We start from the raw sequence: 14097 nt of genomic DNA on the forward strand, positions 1-14097 counted from the left end.
GCCCGCGACGCGCCACAGTTGCCGCATGGACAACGACACCGCCGCGCTGCTCGCCCGCCACTCCGAGGCCCTCGACCTCTTCTCCGCCCGGGTCCACGCGGTCGGGCCCGACCAGTGGGACGCCCCGACGCCCTGCGCCGAGTGGTCCGTGCGCGATCTGGTCAACCACCTCACGGCCGAGCAGCTCTGGGTGCCGGAGCTGGTGACCAGGGGCGCGGACCCGGAGGCGGTCGGCGACGCGTACGACGGGGACGTCCTCGGCGCGGACCCGGTCGCCGCCTGGGACGCGGCGGCGGCCGGCGCCCGGGAGGCGTTCGTGGCCGAGGGCGCGACGGCCCGGACGGTGGTGCTCTCGTACGGGGAGACGCCCGCGGTCGCCTACTGCGCGCAGATGACGGCGGACGCGGTGGTGCACGCCTGGGACCTGTCCCGCGCGATCGGCGTCCCGGACCGGCTGCCCGCGCGGCTGGTCGACTTCGCGCTGGCCGAGGTCACGCCGTACGCGGACGATCTGGCCGGAACCGGTCTGTTCGCGCCGCCGGTCGAGCCCCCGCCGGGCGACAGCGCGCAGTCCCGGCTGCTGGCCGTGCTCGGCCGCCGCGGCTGACCCACCGGACCGGGCCCTGGGCCGGGCCGGGACCGGACGCCCCAGGCCGCGGACCGCGCGCGCCGGGCCCCGGGCCCGTCCGCGCACCTCACCGCGGCGACGGGGTCGCGCGGAGGGGCGCGTACCGCACCCGTAATGCGCCGCGCCCGCCCGCGTAACACGCGCGTCCCACGCTGGCCGGTATGCGCGACGAGACCAGCGGGGCCGGCACCCCCACCCACTGCCCCTACTGCGCCCTCCAGTGCGGGATGAACCTGCGCGCCGCGACGGGGGCCGAGGCGGCGGCAGGCGCGGTCGCCGAGGTGGTGGAGCGCGCCGACTTCCCCGTGAACCGGGGCGCGCTGTGCGGCAAGGGCCGCACCGCCCCCGCCGTACTCTCCTCCCGGGTGCGCCTGACCGAACCGCTCGTCCGGTCCCACGCCACAGGCCGGCTCGAGTCGGCCACCTGGGAGGAGGCACTGCGGACGATCGCGGACGGACTGTCCGGTGTCCGGGCCGCGCACGGCGCGGACGCCGTGGGCGTGTTCGGCGGCGGGGGCCTGACCAACGAGAAGGCGTACACCCTCGGCAAGTTCGCCCGGGTGGTGCTCGGCACCTCCCAGATCGACTACAACGGCCGCTTCTGCATGTCCTCGGCCGCCGCCGCGCACCACAGGGCCTTCGGGCTGGACCGGGGGCTGCCGTTCCCGCTGGAGGACGTGCCGAGGACCGGCTGTGTGATCCTCGTCGGCTCCAACCCGGCGGAGACCATGCCGCCCGCGGTGCGCTATCTCACCGAGCTGAAGGAGAACGGCGGCCGGCTGATCGTGGTCGACCCCCGGCGCACCCGCACCGCCGAACTGGCCGATCTGCATCTCGCGCCCCGCCCCGGCACCGATCTCGCGCTCGCCCTCGGGCTGCTGCACCTCGTGGTCGCGGAGGGGCGCGCGGACGAGGAGTTCATCGCCGCCCGCACGACCGGCTGGGCGGAGGCCCGGTCGGCGGCGATGGCCCACTGGCCGGAGCTGGTGGAGCGGATCACCGGCGTCGGCGTACCGCAACTCCGCGAGGCGGTCCGGCTGTTCTGCGACGCGCCGACCGGCATGGTGCTCACCGCCCGGGGCCCCGAGCAGCAGTCCAAGGGGACGGACACGGTCAGCGCCTGGATCAACCTCTGCCTGGCCACCGGCCGGGCCGGACGCCCGCTCTCCGGTTACGGCTGCCTCACCGGCCAGGGCAACGGCCAGGGCGGGCGCGAGCACGGCCAGAAGGCGGACCAGCTCCCGGGCTACCGGCGGCTGGACGACCCGGCGGCCCGCGCGCATGTCGCCGGGGTGTGGGGGGTGCCGCCCGAGTCCCTGCCGGGGCCGGGCCGCAGCGCCTATGAACTCCTCGACGCCCTCGGCGGGGACGTCCGGGCCCTGCTGCTGATGGGCTCCAACCCGGTGGTCTCGGCCCCGCGCGCGGCCCATGTGGAGGAGCGGATCAGGTCCCTGGACTTTCTCGCGGTCGCGGACGTCGTCCTCTCGGAGACGGCGGCGCTCGCGGACGTGGTGCTGCCGGTGACGCAGTGGGCGGAGGAGACCGGTACGACGACCAACCTGGAGGGCCGGGTCCTGCTCCGCCGCCGGGCGCTCGACCCGCCGCCGGGCGTACGCAGCGATCTGGCGGTGCTGCACGCGCTCGCCGGGCTGCTCGGGCACGAGAAGGGGTTCCCCACCGACCCGGAGGAGGTCTTCGGCGAACTGCGCCGGGCCTCGGCGGGCGGGCCCGCGGACTACTCGGGGATCACCTACCGCCGGATCGCGGCGGAGGACGGGGTGTTCTGGCCCTGCCCGGAGGATCCCGTCACAGACGGCGACGAGGACGCGCCGACACCCCACCCCGGCACGCCCCGGCTGTTCCTGGACCGGTTCGCGACCCCGGACGGGCGGGCCCGGTTCGTCCCGGTGACCCACCGGCCCGCCGGGGAGGAGCCGGACGCGGCCTACCCGGTGCTGCTGACCACGGGACGGGTCGTGGCGCAGTACCAGTCGGGGGCGCAGACCCGCCGGGTGGAGGAGCTGAACGCGGCCGCTCCCGGGCCGTTCGTGGAACTCCACCCCCGGCTGGCGGAACGGCTCGGGGTGGCCGAGGGGGAGCCGGTGGCGGTGGTCTCCCGGCGGGGGCGCGCGGAGGGCCCGGCCCGGATCACCCGCTCGATCCGGCCGGACACGGTGTTCATGCCCTTCCACTGGCCCGGCGCGGGCCGGGTGAACACGGTGACCAACCCGGCGCTCGACCCGACCTCGCGGATGCCGGAGTTCAAGGTGTGCGCGGTGCGGGTGGAACGGGTGGCCGGCGGCCCGGTCGCGGTCCCGGCCTGAGGGGCCGTCCGCGCGGCCCGGCCCCTCAGGCCGGGTCGGCCGTGCGCCGCCGCGCCCAGTCGCCGTCCGGGACGAGGGCGCCGCCCGTCAGGAGCCCGCGCGCGACCTCCGCCCCGGCCACGTAGACCCAGGCGTGCAGCGGCGAGCCGCCGCCGGGGCGGACGACCTCGCGCACGACCCGCTCGTACAGATTGCGCGGGTCGCCCGGCGCGAGGTACTCCTCCAGCCGGTCCAGCTCGGCGAGCAGCCGGGCGTACTCCCCCGGGCGGGCCGTGACCACCTCGCCCGCGACCCGGCCCGCGCCCGAGGCATCGTCGACCGCGTACGGGTAGCCGGGGCCGTCGTAGAGCAACGCGCCCGGCAGCAGGGCGGGTTCCTCCGCGACCGTGCGGCCGGCCAGGAAGAGCGCGTGGTTGGGGCCGCCCGGCCGCAGGGTGCCATAGACGAAGAAGGGGAGCGGTCCGGTCATGGCGCCGCCGTCTCCGCCCGCGCCCACGCCGTGTACGCCGCCGAGGCGCGCACCACGGGGAAGGCGATGACCTCCGGGGTGTCGTAGTCGTGCGCGGCGGTGAGGTGCGCCTCCAGGGCGGGGTAGCACTCCGGGGTGGTCTTGAAGAGGACCTGCCACTCCTGGCTGCTCTCGATCGCGTTCTGCCAGTGGTAGACGGAGACGACCGGGGCGGAGACCTGGGCGCAGGCGGCGAGCCGGGCCTCGACGGCGCCCCGGGCGAGCAGTTCCGCCTTCTCGGCACTGTCGGTCGTGGTCATGACGGCCAGCAGCGGCGGCGCGGCCTGCGGTTCCTCCACGGTGCGGTCTCCTCAGCCAGGGCGGGTCCGGGGCGGACGCGGGCGCGCGGGCCCGCGTCGGGTCCACCGTACGCACCGGGGCCCGGGGAGGTCACCCCGTGTAGGGCCGCACCGCCTTGGCGTCCCGGAGCGCGGCCGCCCACCAGGCCAGTTGGTCGAGCATCGCCTTGGCCGCCGCGTCGGGCCCGGCCGGGTCGAGGTGGTTGCCGGCGTCGTCGAAGCGGGCCCCGGCGTTGTGGAAGGAGACCGTGTCCCGGACGGTGACGGCGTGCATCTCGGCGAAGACCTGGCGCAGTTGCTCGACGGCCCGCAGCCCGCCGGACATGCCCCCGTAGGAGACGAAGGCCACGGGCTTGGCCTGCCACTCGCCGTAGTGCCAGTCGACGAGGGACTTGAGAACGGCGGGGAAGGAGTGATTGTACTCAGGAGTAATAACGACGAAGGCGTCCGCCGCGTCCAGTTCCGGTGTCACGGCGGCGAGCCGGGCCGCGTCCTCGGGCGAGGGGGTGGCGGTCAGGGCCGCCGGTGGCGGGTTCTCGCCGAGGTCGACGAAGGAGACGGCGAAGTCCTCGCGGGCGGCGGCACGGGAGAGGAACCATTCGGCGACGGTCGGGCCGAAGCGTCCCTCACGGTTGCTGCCGAGGATCACGGCGAGGCGCAGCGGGGCGCGGTCGGCGCCGGTGGCGGTCGGGGTGGGCGTGGTGGTGCCGGGCGTGTCGGTGTCCATGCACGGCAGCATTCAACCTCAAGTTAACTTGAGGTCAAGCTCCACGAGGACCCGGCCGCCGGGTGACCCACCGTAAGGGGACCGTCACCGGACCGTCACCCGTTCGCCACACCGGGCGCCACGCCCGGGAAGCCCGCGCAGGCACCGTCCTGACCTGCGGGAATCCCCCGCGTCCAGCGCGACACGCATGCTTCGGCCGATTGATCTGATGCCTCATCAGCAGGCAGCGGCCGTGCCGGGACTCTTTTCTCGGAGGAGACGCAGCCCGCATCCCGCGCTCCACGGAGGATCACATGCGCACCACCGTCCGCCTGCTGACCGGCGCCGCGCTGGTCGTCGCCTCGACGGCCCTGGGCGCCCAGGCGACCCACGCCGGGGACTTCGGCTCGCTGGAGATCTACCCGCAGGCCGTCGCCCCCGGCGACACCGTCACCGTGAGCACCGAGGCGTGCGGCAAGAACGGCCGCGGGGTCGGCGACGCCGGTTCGCTGGGCGCGGGCGAGTTCAAGCTGTGGCCGGGCACGCACAAGGAGCTCGTGGTGGGCGAGTTCACCGTGCCGCACGACACGCGCTCCGGGACGTACGGGATCGGCGTGCTCTGCAAGAACGGCAAGGAGGCCACGGGCGACGTGACCGTGCGCCACCACCACAAGCCGGACACCCCGAGCGGCCACGTCAAGACCGGTGTCGGCGGCAGCGTCGGCCCGGACACCACCCAGATCGCGGCGGGCGTGGCGGTACTGACCGCGGCCGCCGTCGGCGGGGGCCTGTTCCTGCGTCGCCGGGCGAGCGGCACGCAGGGCGGCTGACGGGGGCGGCCCCGGCCGCGCCCGTACCGCCTGAGCCCCCGCTCCCGCCAGGTCCCGAGCCGGCGGGGGCGGGGTGCCGTCCGTTCGCACCAGGACTCTTCGCGCCAAGGACCGTTCGCACCAACGGAGTTGTCGATGACCGCCAAGGTGAAGGGCTGGGCCCTGGTCCTCGCCGTCTGCGCCGGCCTGTGGCTGGTCCACAACGGCGTCCAGGACGTCACCCCGCCGATGCCGACGGCCGCCGAGGCGTTCGCCGCCGGGCCCAACCAGCACACCGACGCCGCCGCCGACCCGCTGCCCGCCTCACCCCCGGTGCGCCTGCGCATCCCCGAGATCGACGTGGACGCCCCGGTGAGCGGCCTCGGCCTGAACGGCGACGGCAGCCTGGAGGTCCCGCCGGCCGGGGACCGGAACCTGGCGGGCTGGTTCCGCGACGGGACGACCCCCGGCGCCAAGGGCACGGCGATCGTGGCGGGCCATGTCGACAACGCGCGGGGCCCGTCCGTCTTCTACAGCCTGGGCGCCCTGAAGAAGGGCAATCGCGTCGAGATCGCACGCCGGGACGGCCGCACGGCCGTGTTCACCATCGACGCGATCGAGGTCTACGAGGCGGACGCGTTCCCCGACGAGAAGGTCTACGGCCCCAGCGATCGCGCCGAGTTGCGGGTGATCACCTGCGGGGGCGGCTTCTCGGAGAAGACCGGCTACCAGGGCAATGTGGTGGCGTACGGGCATCTGATCGGCGTCCGCCAGGCGTGACCGGGCCCCGGCCCGCCAGGGGCCGGACTCACGCGTTCCACTGGTCGAAGCCGAGCTTGGCCACCAGCGAGAAGACCACCACCAGCAGCACTCCCCGGACGAACTCACTGCCCTTGCGCAGGGCCATCCGCGCGCCGAACATGCCGCCCGCCAGGTTGAACACGGCCATCAGCGCGGCGAGCTGCCACAGGACCGTGCCCTGGTACGCGAACATCGCCAGCGCCCCGGCGTTGGTGCAGACGTTGACGATCTTGGCGGTCGCGGAGGCGGTGACCAGGTCGAGATGGAGGACCGCGGTCAGCGCGAGGACCAGGAAGGTGCCGGTGCCGGGGCCGAAGAGGCCGTCGTAGAAGCCGATCCCGCCGCCGACCAGCACGATCGCCGCGACGGTCCGCGCCCGGGTGACCTTGCGCCGGTCCTCCGGGGCCGCGGTGCCGAAGGTGGGCCGCAGCATCACGAAGGCGGCCACGCCCAGCAGGACCACCATGATCACCGGGCGCAGCACCTCGCTGCTGATCCCCGCCGCGAAGAAGGCGCCGCCCATCGAGCCCGCGAGGGCGGCGAGGCCGATCCGTACCGCCGTGCCCACCTGGACCGGCGCCTTGCGCACATAGGTGACCGCCGCGCCGGTGGTGCCGACGATGGCCACCGCCTTGTTGGTGCCGAGGACGTGCGCGGCGCCCGTCTGCGGGAGTCCGAGCAGCAGCGCGGGGAGCAGCAGCAGCCCGCCGCCGCCCACGACCGCGTCGATCCAGCCGGCCAGGGCGGCCGCGATGCACAGGAGGACCAGGGTGGTCAGCGATATGTCGGGCACTCGCAGAACCCTATGAACGGGATAGGTGCCCCGTCCAACGATCTCCGAAGAGTTGAGCGCGTTCTGAGCTTCGCCGCACCCGGGTGCCGGCCCGCCCGGCGCGGACGCCCGGCCCGACCCGGACGCCCGGCCCGGCGCGCGAAAACAGTAGCCATGTACATAGTAGCCATGTACTGTTTCTCGGGTGAGTTCAGCAGAAGCGGTGAAAGGCCCCGAGGGCGGCCTCCCGGGGCCCACGGCCGGGTTCCTGGTCTGGCGTCTGTCCATGAAGTGGCGGGTGGCCGTCGACCGGGCGGTCGCCCCCCTGGGCCTGACGCACGCCCAGTACGCGCTGATGGCGTCGTTGTACGGCATGGCGCGCTCCGGGCTGCGGCCCAGTCAGCGCCGGCTCGCCGACCACACCGGGCTGGAGGCGCTGTACGTCTCCAAGCTCGCCCGCGCCCTGGAGGCCGCCGGGCTCGTCGCCCGCACCCGTGACCCGGACGACCCGCGCGCCATGCGGCTCGCCCTCACCGGGCAGGGGGAGGACACGACCCGGCGCGCGATCACGGTGGTCCAGGGTCTGCTGGACCAGCTCATGGAGCCGCTGGGGGGCCGGGACGGCCCGCGCGCACGGCAGTTCACCCGTGAGCTGGCGGCCCTGCTCGACGCACCTCTCGATCCGTTCGCCGCGAACGACAAGGAGCAGTCATGACCAGTACCTCTGCCACTCCCGGCCCCCTCGGCCCCTCCCCTGCCCCCGCTCCCGTGAACGGCCGGGCCGTCGCTCTCGCGCACTACGCCTCGCGCGCCCTGCTGGAGCGGACGCTCGCCCGCCACGGCACCACCTTCCACCAGAGCGTGACCCTCCGGGCCGTGGCGGTCGCGGGCGGGAGCGTCGGCCGCGACCGGCTCGTGGGCGAGGTCGACGGCTCGCTGAAGGCCGGTGAGCCGGTCGTCCGCGAGGTGATCGAGGAGCTGACGGCCGCGGGGCTGCTGGCGGCCGGGGAGGCGGCCCGGGTCCGGCTCACCGACGCCGGGCGGGCCCTGTACGAGACCACCGCCGCCGAGTCCGCCGCGATCGCCGCCCGGCTCTACGCGGGCATCCCGGCCGGGGACCTGGCCGCCGCGGGCCGCGTCCTGGCGCTGGTCACGGAGCGCGCCGACGCCGAACTGGGCGCCGCCTGACACCGGCGCGGGTCCGCGGACCCGCGCCGGCGCACCGGTTCAGCGGTGGTGGAAGCGCACCTCCGGGTGGAGGCGGCTGGGCCCGTCGAGCAACGGGCTTGGTACGCCTCGGAGTTGCCGGTCGAGGAACGCGCCGACATAGGCGCGGGTGACGGCGACCGCCCGGCCCGGGGCGATCTCCCCGGCGGGCAGGCCGAAGCGGCTCTGGAGCAGCGGCCCGTCGGAGAAGCTGAAGTGGTCCGAGCCGGCCACCGTCAACCAGCGCTTCCAGCCGTCCAGTTGCCTCCAGGCCGTGTCCCACGTGCCGGTCCCGCCCGGGCGGTGCACCTCGTCGTCGGTGCCGAGCAGCAGGAACGGCCGCCCGTCCAGCGCGGCGGGGGACGCGTCCCAGAACGCGCCGTCCATGTTGACGCCCGCGTCGATCCGCCGGTCGCGGGCCATGGCGGTGGCGGCCGCGGCCCCGCCGATGGAGTGCCCGGCCATGCCGATCCGGGACCGGTCGATCGAGGAGGCGCCCGCCCAGGCGGGCCGCGGGCCGGTCAGCCGGTCCAGCAGGAACCGCATGTCCGCCGCCCGGGTGTCCGTCACGACGCTCGCGGGCACCCCGCCCTCGTCGAGAGCCTCGCAGGCCACGCAGGTGAGGACCCGCCCGTCCGGCACGGCGGTCCCGGAGGACTCGTACGCGTGGTCGACGGACGCGACCACATAGCCGCGCGAGGCGAGGTCCTCCGCGAGGGTCGTCAGGGTGAAGCGCGGCACCCCGAAGCCCGGCGACAGCAGCACCAGGGGGTGCCGTCCCGGGGCGGGCCGCGCCCCGGCCGTGGCGTGGGTGCGCGTCCGCGCCACCTCGCGGACATCGGCCGGGTCCGTCACCCCGACGCCCGCCAGCAGCAGCCGGGCCTCCGTCTCGGCGGCGTAGCGGACGGGACGCGGCTGCCCGGGGCCGTGGCCGTGACGGGCGGCCGGGTAGGTCAGGGTGACCATCAGTTCCCGCCCGTCGGCCCCGGGCACCCAGGGGTCGGTCCGGGACCGGTCGACGAGGTGGAGTTCGGCCCTCCCCAGGCGGTGGGCGCCGGTGGGGGCGGGCAGCGCGAGCCGGTCGGCGGGTGCGGCGGTGGCGGCGGGCGCGGGTGGCTGCGGGGTGGTGGCAGCGGCGGCGGAGCCCGCCGGTAAGGCGACGGCGGCGAGGGACAGGATCGTGGCGGCCACGGCCGCCCGGGTCGATTTGATCATGCCTGGACGCTACGGGCGGCGGGGCGGGCTCCGCGTCGGCCCCGGGGCGTACTCGGGCGGCGGGCGCATACGACCCTCGGCGGAGTCCGGAACACGCCACCCTCGTGCGGAACCGTCGTCTCCGCCCCGGTGGGCACGGGAACACGGCCTTCCGGCGGGCCGCCGGGCTCACACCGTGCGCGGCCCGCCGCTGAGGTCAAGGTTCCCCGCGGGAAACAACGGGGATCCGGCCGGGTAACACCGGCGACGCACGCTGTCCGCATGACTTCGGAGATCGTGGTGATCGGCGCCGGCCCGGCGGGGGCCCGGCTCGCGCGCCGGCTCGGTGACGCGGCCCGCGTCACCGTCGTCGGCGAGGAGAGCCACGCCCCGTACAACCGCGTGCTCCTCGCCGAGGTGCTGGCGGGGCGGTACGGGCCCGAGGTGATCGCGCTGCCCGGGGTGCCGGTGCGCCGGGGCGTACGGGCACTCGCTGTCGACCGGGACCGGCGGCTGGTGCACTGCTCGGACGGCGCCGCCCTCCGCTACGACCGGCTGGTCCTCGCCACGGGCTCCAACCCGGTGCTGCCGCCGCTCCGGGGTCCAGGTCGTGTCCTGCCGGACGGCGTCCACCCGTTCCGCACCCTGGACGACTGCGCCGCCCTGGCCGCCGCCACCGCCGTGCCCGGTACCCGGGCGGTGGTGGTCGGCGGCGGGCTCCTCGGCGTCTCGGCGGCGCGGGCCCTGGCGGCCCGGGGCGCGAAGGTGGTCCTGGCCCAGCAGGGCGAGCACCTGATGGAGCGCCAGCTCGACCCGGTGGCCTCGGCGTTGCTGCGGGTCCATCTGGAGGGCCTCGGCGTGGAGGTGCACACCGAGTGCCGGGTGCGCGGGCTGCGCACGGGCGGGGACGGGGCGGTCCGGGCCGTGGTCCTCGCGGACGGCTTCGCGCTGGACGCGGAGGTCGTGGTGCTGGCGTGCGGTGTGCGGCCCCGGGTGGGCCTCGCGGTCGACGCGGGGCTGGACGTCCGGCGCGGGATCGTCGTCGACGACGAGCTGCGCACCTCGGACCCGCGCATCCACGCGATCGGGGACTGCGCGGAGCACGACGGTGTGGTCCACGGCCTCGCGGGCCCGGCCCTCGACCAGGCGGACGCCCTGGCGGGGGTGCTCCTCGCGGAGATCTCCGGGGCCGGCGGACCGGACGCCCCGGGCTCGGGCCCGGGTGCCGCCGGCCCTCCGGCGCCGCCCCGCTACACCGGCACCAGGGCGCTGACCAGGCTCACCCTGGCGGCCCTTCCGTCCCTGGGGCCGGTGGACGGCCCGGCCCCCGAAGCGCCCCCGGGACCGGCCGCCGCCGGACCGCCGCCGGGAACGGCACCCGGGCCGACGGGCGGCCCGCCCACGGGACCGGCACCCGCACCGGTCCCCGGGCCGCCGCCCGCCCCGCACCCCGCCCTCGACATCGCCGCGTTCGGGGACCCGGTCCCCCGTCCCGGGGACGACGTCGTGCAACTCGCCGACGCCACCCGCGGCGCGTACCGGAAGGTCGTCGTCCGGGAAGACCGGCTGGTCGGGGGCGTGCTCCTCGGCGACCTCGGCGCGGTCGGCGACCTCGCGCGGGCGTGGGAGGGCGACGAGGCCCTGCCCGCGTCCGTGCCCCTGCTCCACCTGCTCACCGATGATGGAGGCCCCTGACATGGCTGCGACCCCCGCGACGTCCCCTTCCGTGACGTCCGCCCCCGCCCCCGGCCGGGCGCCGGCCACCGGCCCCGCCGCAGGTCCGGACGGCGAGGCCGCGGGCCCCGTCATCGTGGTCGTCGGCCACGGCATGGTGGGCCAGCGCTTCCTGGAGGCCCTGGCCGACCGCGGCGTCACCGGGCGGGCCGCGCGGATCGTCGTGTTCGGCGAGGAGCCCCGGGCCGCCTACGACCGGGTGCGGCTGACCTCGTACTTCTCCGGCAGCACCCCCGAGGACCTGTCCGTCGTCGAGGACGGCTTCCTGGAGCGGCACGGCATCGAACTGCGCCTGGACGACCCGGTGGAGTCCCTGGACACGGCCGCCCGCACGGTCACCGCCCGCTCCGGCGCGAGCCTCCGCTACGACACCCTGGTGCTGGCCACCGGCTCGTACCCCTTCGTCCCGCCCGTGCCCGGCAAGGACGCCGAGGGCTGCTTCGTCTACCGCACCATCGAGGACCTGCTCGCGATCGAGGCGTACGCGAAGACCGCCCGCACCGGCGCGGTCGTCGGCGGCGGGCTGCTCGGGCTGGAGGCGGCGGGGGCGCTCAAGGGGCTCGGGCTGGAGACCCACATCGTGGAGTTCGCGCCCCGGCTGATGCCCGTGCAGGTGGACGAGGGCGGCGGCACCGCGCTGCTGCGCACCATCGAGGGGATGGGCCTCGCCGTCCACACCGGCGTCGGCACCCAGGAGATCACCATCGGCGCGGACGGCGCCGTGAACGGCATGAAGCTCTCCGACGGTTCGGCCCTCGCCACCGACCTGGTGGTCTTCTCGGCCGGTGTCCGGCCCCGCGACCAGCTGGCCCGGGACGCGGGCCTCGCGGTCGGCGAGCGCGGCGGCATCGTCGTCGACGAGCGGTGCCGCACCTCCGACCCGGCCGTGTTCGCGATCGGCGAGTGCGCCCTCGCGGCGGACGGCCGGGTGTACGGACTGGTGGCGCCGGGCTACGAGATGGCCGAGACGGCCGCCGCCGCGCTCGCGGGCGAGGTCTCCTCGTTCACCGGCGCCGACCTCTCCACCAAGCTGAAGCTCCTCGGCGTGGACGTGGCCTCCTTCGGCGACGCGCACGGCACCGCCGAGGGCTGCCTCGACGTGGTGTACTCCGACTCCCGGGCCGGCCTCTACAAGAAGCTGGTGGTCGCCCCGGACGGCACCCTCCTCGGCGGTGTCCTCGTCGGCGACGCCGAGAGCTACGGCACCCTGCGCGCCTTCACCGGCTCCAAGCCGCCCGTCTCCCCCGAGCAGCTGGTCCTCCCGGCGGGCGCGGGCGCGCCCACCGCGATCGGCCCGGCCGCCCTGCCGGACGAGGCGGTCGTCTGCTCCTGCCACAACGTCACCAAGGGCACCATCCGGGGCGCCGTCACCGAGCACCGCTGCACCACCGTCCCCGAGGTGAAGAAGTGCACCAAGGCCGGAACCGGGTGCGGCAGTTGCGTCAAGGTCCTGGGGCAGCTGGTCGACGCGGAGCTGGAGGCGTCCGGCGTCGAGGTCGACAAGGGCCTGTGCGGCTGCTTCGGGCAGACCCGCCAGGAGCTCTACGAGATCGTGCGCGCCCTGCGCGTCACCTCCTACCAGCGGCTGCTGGACGAGTACGGGCGCGAGGAGGCCCGGGGCGGGATGGGCTGCGAGGTGTGCCGGCCGACCGTCGGCTCGATCATCGCCTCCCTCGCCCCGACGATCGGCGCCAGCGGCTACGTCCTGGAGGGCGAACAGGCCGCGCTCCAGGACACCAACGACCACTTTCTCGCCAACCTCCAGCGCAACGGCTCCTATTCGATCGTCCCCCGCATACCGGGCGGCGAGATCACCCCCGAGAAACTGATCGTGATCGGCGAGGTGGCCCGGGACTTCGGCCTCTACACCAAGATCACCGGAGGTCAGCGGATCGACCTGTTCGGCGCGCGCGTGGACCAGCTCCCGCGGATCTGGGGCCGGCTGGTGGACGCGGGCTTCGAGTCGGGCCACGCCTACGGCAAGGCCCTGCGCACGGTGAAGTCCTGTGTGGGGCAGACCTGGTGCCGCTACGGGGTGCAGGACTCGGTGCGCATGGCGATCGACCTGGAGCTGCGCTACCGGGGGCTGCGCTCCCCGCACAAGCTGAAGTCGGCCGTCTCGGGCTGCCAGCGGGAGTGCGCGGAGGCCCGGTCCAAGGACTTCGGCGTGATCGCCACGGCGGGCGGCTGGAACCTGTACGTCGGCGGCAACGGCGGCGCCACCCCGCGCCACGCGGACCTGCTCGCCCAGGACCTGTCGGACGCGGAACTGGTCCGGCTGATCGACCGGTTCCTGATGTTCTACATCCGCACCGCGGACCGGCTGGAGCGGACCTCGGCCTGGCTGGAGCGCGTCGACGGCGGGCTGGACCACGTCCGGGACGTGGTGGTCCACGACTCGCTGGGGATCTGCGCCGAGCTGGAGGCCCTGATGGCCGACCATGTGGCCGGCTACCGCGACGAGTGGGCCGAGACGCTGAACGACCCCGAGCGGCTGCTGCGCTTCGTGTCCTTCGTCAACGCGCCGGACGTGCCCGACCCGACCGTGCGGTTCGTGCCCGAGCGGGACCAGGTCAAGCCCGATCTGCCGCTGCTCTCCCTCCGCCCGCCCGCCCCTTCGTCCGCCCGCCCGCTGGACGACGCCCTGGAAGGTTCCGCCGCCCGATGACGACCTCTCCCGCTCTTCCCGCCCCGGCCTCCGCTTCCGCCGAGGGGCCCCAGCTGCGGGTGCTGCTCGACGGTGACTGGCTGCCCGTGTGCGCCCCGGCCCGGCTCGCCGCCGGGCGCGGCGCCGCCGCCCTGCTGCCGGACGGCCGCCAGGTGGCGCTGTTCCTGGACCGGGACGGCCTGCCGTACGCGATCGACAACCGGGACCCGTTCACCGGGGCGCAGGTGCTGTCGCGCGGGCTGGTCGGCTCGGCGGCCGGCCGCCCCTTCGTCGCCTCACCGCTGCTGAAGCAGCGCTTCGACCTGGCGACCGGGCGCTGCCTGGACGACGAGGCGGTGGCGGTGACGGCGTACCGGGTGCGGCTGGACTGACCCGCTGCCGAGGCAGGACCGACGCGCCGCCCGGCCCGCCCCGGTCCGGGGCGGGCGCGGCGGAGGCGGCGGGCATC

14 protein-coding genes are annotated in these 14097 nt (G+C 75.6%); 9 read left to right on the forward strand and 5 right to left on the reverse strand.

Annotation, left to right across the window (positions count from 1 at the left end; genetic code table 11):
- Positions 1–25: 25 nt before the first annotated feature.
- Both ABZ457_RS17580 and ABZ457_RS17585 read left to right on the forward strand, forming a co-directional pair.
- Positions 26–607: a TIGR03086 family metal-binding protein gene (locus tag ABZ457_RS17580; protein WP_359158460.1), complete on the forward strand. Its 582-nt coding sequence runs from the start codon at positions 26–28 to the stop codon at positions 605–607.
- Between the two features lie 182 nt (positions 608–789).
- Complete coding sequence (locus tag ABZ457_RS17585; RefSeq protein ID WP_359158461.1) at positions 790–2952, forward strand: molybdopterin oxidoreductase family protein; 2163 nt, start codon at positions 790–792, stop codon at positions 2950–2952.
- Positions 2953–2977: 25 nt separating this feature from the next.
- On the opposite strand, the gene ABZ457_RS17590 is transcribed toward ABZ457_RS17585, so the two are convergent.
- The 3 genes from ABZ457_RS17590 to ABZ457_RS17600 form a co-directional block, all read right to left on the reverse strand.
- Positions 2978–3421 (reverse strand): gamma-glutamylcyclotransferase family protein, encoded by a 444-nt coding sequence (locus ABZ457_RS17590; protein ID WP_359158462.1) that lies wholly within the window; start codon positions 3419–3421, stop codon positions 2978–2980.
- On the reverse strand, positions 3418–3720 hold the full coding sequence (cutA, locus tag ABZ457_RS17595; RefSeq protein ID WP_359158486.1) for a divalent-cation tolerance protein CutA: 303 nt from the start codon (positions 3718–3720) through the stop codon (positions 3418–3420). Before cutA ends, ABZ457_RS17590 begins: the two co-directional genes overlap by 4 nt.
- 130 nt (positions 3721–3850) lie before the next feature.
- Complete coding sequence (locus ABZ457_RS17600; RefSeq protein ID WP_359158463.1) at positions 3851–4486, reverse strand: NAD(P)H-dependent oxidoreductase; 636 nt, start codon at positions 4484–4486, stop codon at positions 3851–3853.
- A 293-nt stretch (positions 4487–4779) separates the two neighbouring features.
- On the opposite strand from ABZ457_RS17600, the gene ABZ457_RS17605 reads away from it, so the two are divergent.
- Entirely contained in the window at positions 4780–5295 is a 516-nt protein-coding gene (locus ABZ457_RS17605) for a hypothetical protein (RefSeq protein WP_359158464.1), read from the forward strand.
- A gap of 135 nt (positions 5296–5430) precedes the next feature.
- Positions 5431–6054: a class F sortase gene (locus ABZ457_RS17610; RefSeq protein WP_359158465.1), complete on the forward strand. Its 624-nt coding sequence runs from the start codon at positions 5431–5433 to the stop codon at positions 6052–6054.
- 28 nt (positions 6055–6082) lie between these two features.
- On the opposite strand, the gene ABZ457_RS17615 is transcribed toward ABZ457_RS17610, so the two are convergent.
- Complete coding sequence (locus tag ABZ457_RS17615) at positions 6083–6868, reverse strand: TSUP family transporter (protein ID WP_359158466.1); 786 nt, start codon at positions 6866–6868, stop codon at positions 6083–6085.
- A 265-nt stretch (positions 6869–7133) separates the two neighbouring features.
- On the opposite strand from ABZ457_RS17615, the gene ABZ457_RS17620 reads away from it, so the two are divergent.
- Positions 7134–7562, forward strand: a complete 429-nt coding sequence (locus tag ABZ457_RS17620; RefSeq protein ID WP_359158487.1) for a MarR family transcriptional regulator — start codon at positions 7134–7136, stop codon at positions 7560–7562.
- Positions 7559–8035: a MarR family transcriptional regulator gene (locus ABZ457_RS17625; protein WP_359158467.1), complete on the forward strand. Its 477-nt coding sequence runs from the start codon at positions 7559–7561 to the stop codon at positions 8033–8035. Before ABZ457_RS17620 ends, ABZ457_RS17625 begins: the two co-directional genes overlap by 4 nt.
- Before the next feature lie 39 nt (positions 8036–8074).
- Here the strand turns inward: ABZ457_RS17625 and ABZ457_RS17630 are convergent, their stop codons facing one another.
- Positions 8075–9268 (reverse strand): alpha/beta hydrolase, encoded by a 1194-nt coding sequence (locus ABZ457_RS17630; protein WP_359158468.1) that lies wholly within the window; start codon positions 9266–9268, stop codon positions 8075–8077.
- A 261-nt stretch (positions 9269–9529) separates the two neighbouring features.
- Here ABZ457_RS17630 and ABZ457_RS17635 point away from each other — a divergent pair, with 261 nt between their 5' ends.
- The 3 genes from ABZ457_RS17635 (at position 9530) to nirD (ending at position 14020) form a co-directional block, all read left to right on the forward strand.
- A complete protein-coding gene (locus tag ABZ457_RS17635; protein WP_359158469.1) occupies positions 9530–10942 on the forward strand; it encodes an FAD-dependent oxidoreductase in 1413 nt (470 codons plus the stop codon).
- Between the two features lie 133 nt (positions 10943–11075).
- On the forward strand, positions 11076–13649 hold the full coding sequence (gene nirB / locus ABZ457_RS17640) for a nitrite reductase large subunit NirB (protein ID WP_359158488.1): 2574 nt from the start codon (positions 11076–11078) through the stop codon (positions 13647–13649).
- Entirely contained in the window at positions 13646–14020 is a 375-nt protein-coding gene (gene nirD, locus ABZ457_RS17645) for a nitrite reductase small subunit NirD (protein WP_359158470.1), read from the forward strand. Before nirB ends, nirD begins: the two co-directional genes overlap by 4 nt.
- The last annotated feature ends 77 nt before the right edge of the window (positions 14021–14097 follow it).

It is taken from the genome of Streptomyces sp. NPDC005805 (assembly GCF_040630445.1).
Classification (GTDB): Bacteria; Actinomycetota; Actinomycetes; order Streptomycetales; family Streptomycetaceae; genus Streptomyces.

What these genes read in the sequence shown, in the direction of transcription:
- ABZ457_RS17605 (WP_359158464.1), top strand. Translation starts at nt 4,780, where the DNA reads ATGCGCACCACCGTCCGCCTGCTGACCGGCGCCGCGCTGGTCGTCGCC.
- ABZ457_RS17620 (WP_359158487.1), top strand. Translation starts at nt 7,134, where the DNA reads ATGAAGTGGCGGGTGGCCGTCGACCGGGCGGTCGCCCCCCTGGGCCTG.
- ABZ457_RS17610 (WP_359158465.1), top strand. Translation starts at nt 5,431, where the DNA reads ATGACCGCCAAGGTGAAGGGCTGGGCCCTGGTCCTCGCCGTCTGCGCC.
- ABZ457_RS17625 (WP_359158467.1), top strand. Translation starts at nt 7,559, where the DNA reads ATGACCAGTACCTCTGCCACTCCCGGCCCCCTCGGCCCCTCCCCTGCC.
- ABZ457_RS17635 (WP_359158469.1), top strand. Translation starts at nt 9,530, where the DNA reads ATGACTTCGGAGATCGTGGTGATCGGCGCCGGCCCGGCGGGGGCCCGG.
- ABZ457_RS17600 (WP_359158463.1), bottom strand. Translation starts at nt 4,486, where the DNA reads ATGGACACCGACACGCCCGGCACCACCACGCCCACCCCGACCGCCACC.
- ABZ457_RS17585 (WP_359158461.1), top strand. Translation starts at nt 790, where the DNA reads ATGCGCGACGAGACCAGCGGGGCCGGCACCCCCACCCACTGCCCCTAC.
- ABZ457_RS17630 (WP_359158468.1), bottom strand. Translation starts at nt 9,268, where the DNA reads ATGATCAAATCGACCCGGGCGGCCGTGGCCGCCACGATCCTGTCCCTC.
- cutA (WP_359158486.1), bottom strand. Translation starts at nt 3,720, where the DNA reads ATGACCACGACCGACAGTGCCGAGAAGGCGGAACTGCTCGCCCGGGGC.
- ABZ457_RS17580 (WP_359158460.1), top strand. Translation starts at nt 26, where the DNA reads ATGGACAACGACACCGCCGCGCTGCTCGCCCGCCACTCCGAGGCCCTC.
- nirD (WP_359158470.1), top strand. Translation starts at nt 13,646, where the DNA reads ATGACGACCTCTCCCGCTCTTCCCGCCCCGGCCTCCGCTTCCGCCGAG.
- nirB (WP_359158488.1), top strand. Translation starts at nt 11,076, where the DNA reads ATGGTGGGCCAGCGCTTCCTGGAGGCCCTGGCCGACCGCGGCGTCACC.
- ABZ457_RS17590 (WP_359158462.1), bottom strand. Translation starts at nt 3,421, where the DNA reads ATGACCGGACCGCTCCCCTTCTTCGTCTATGGCACCCTGCGGCCGGGC.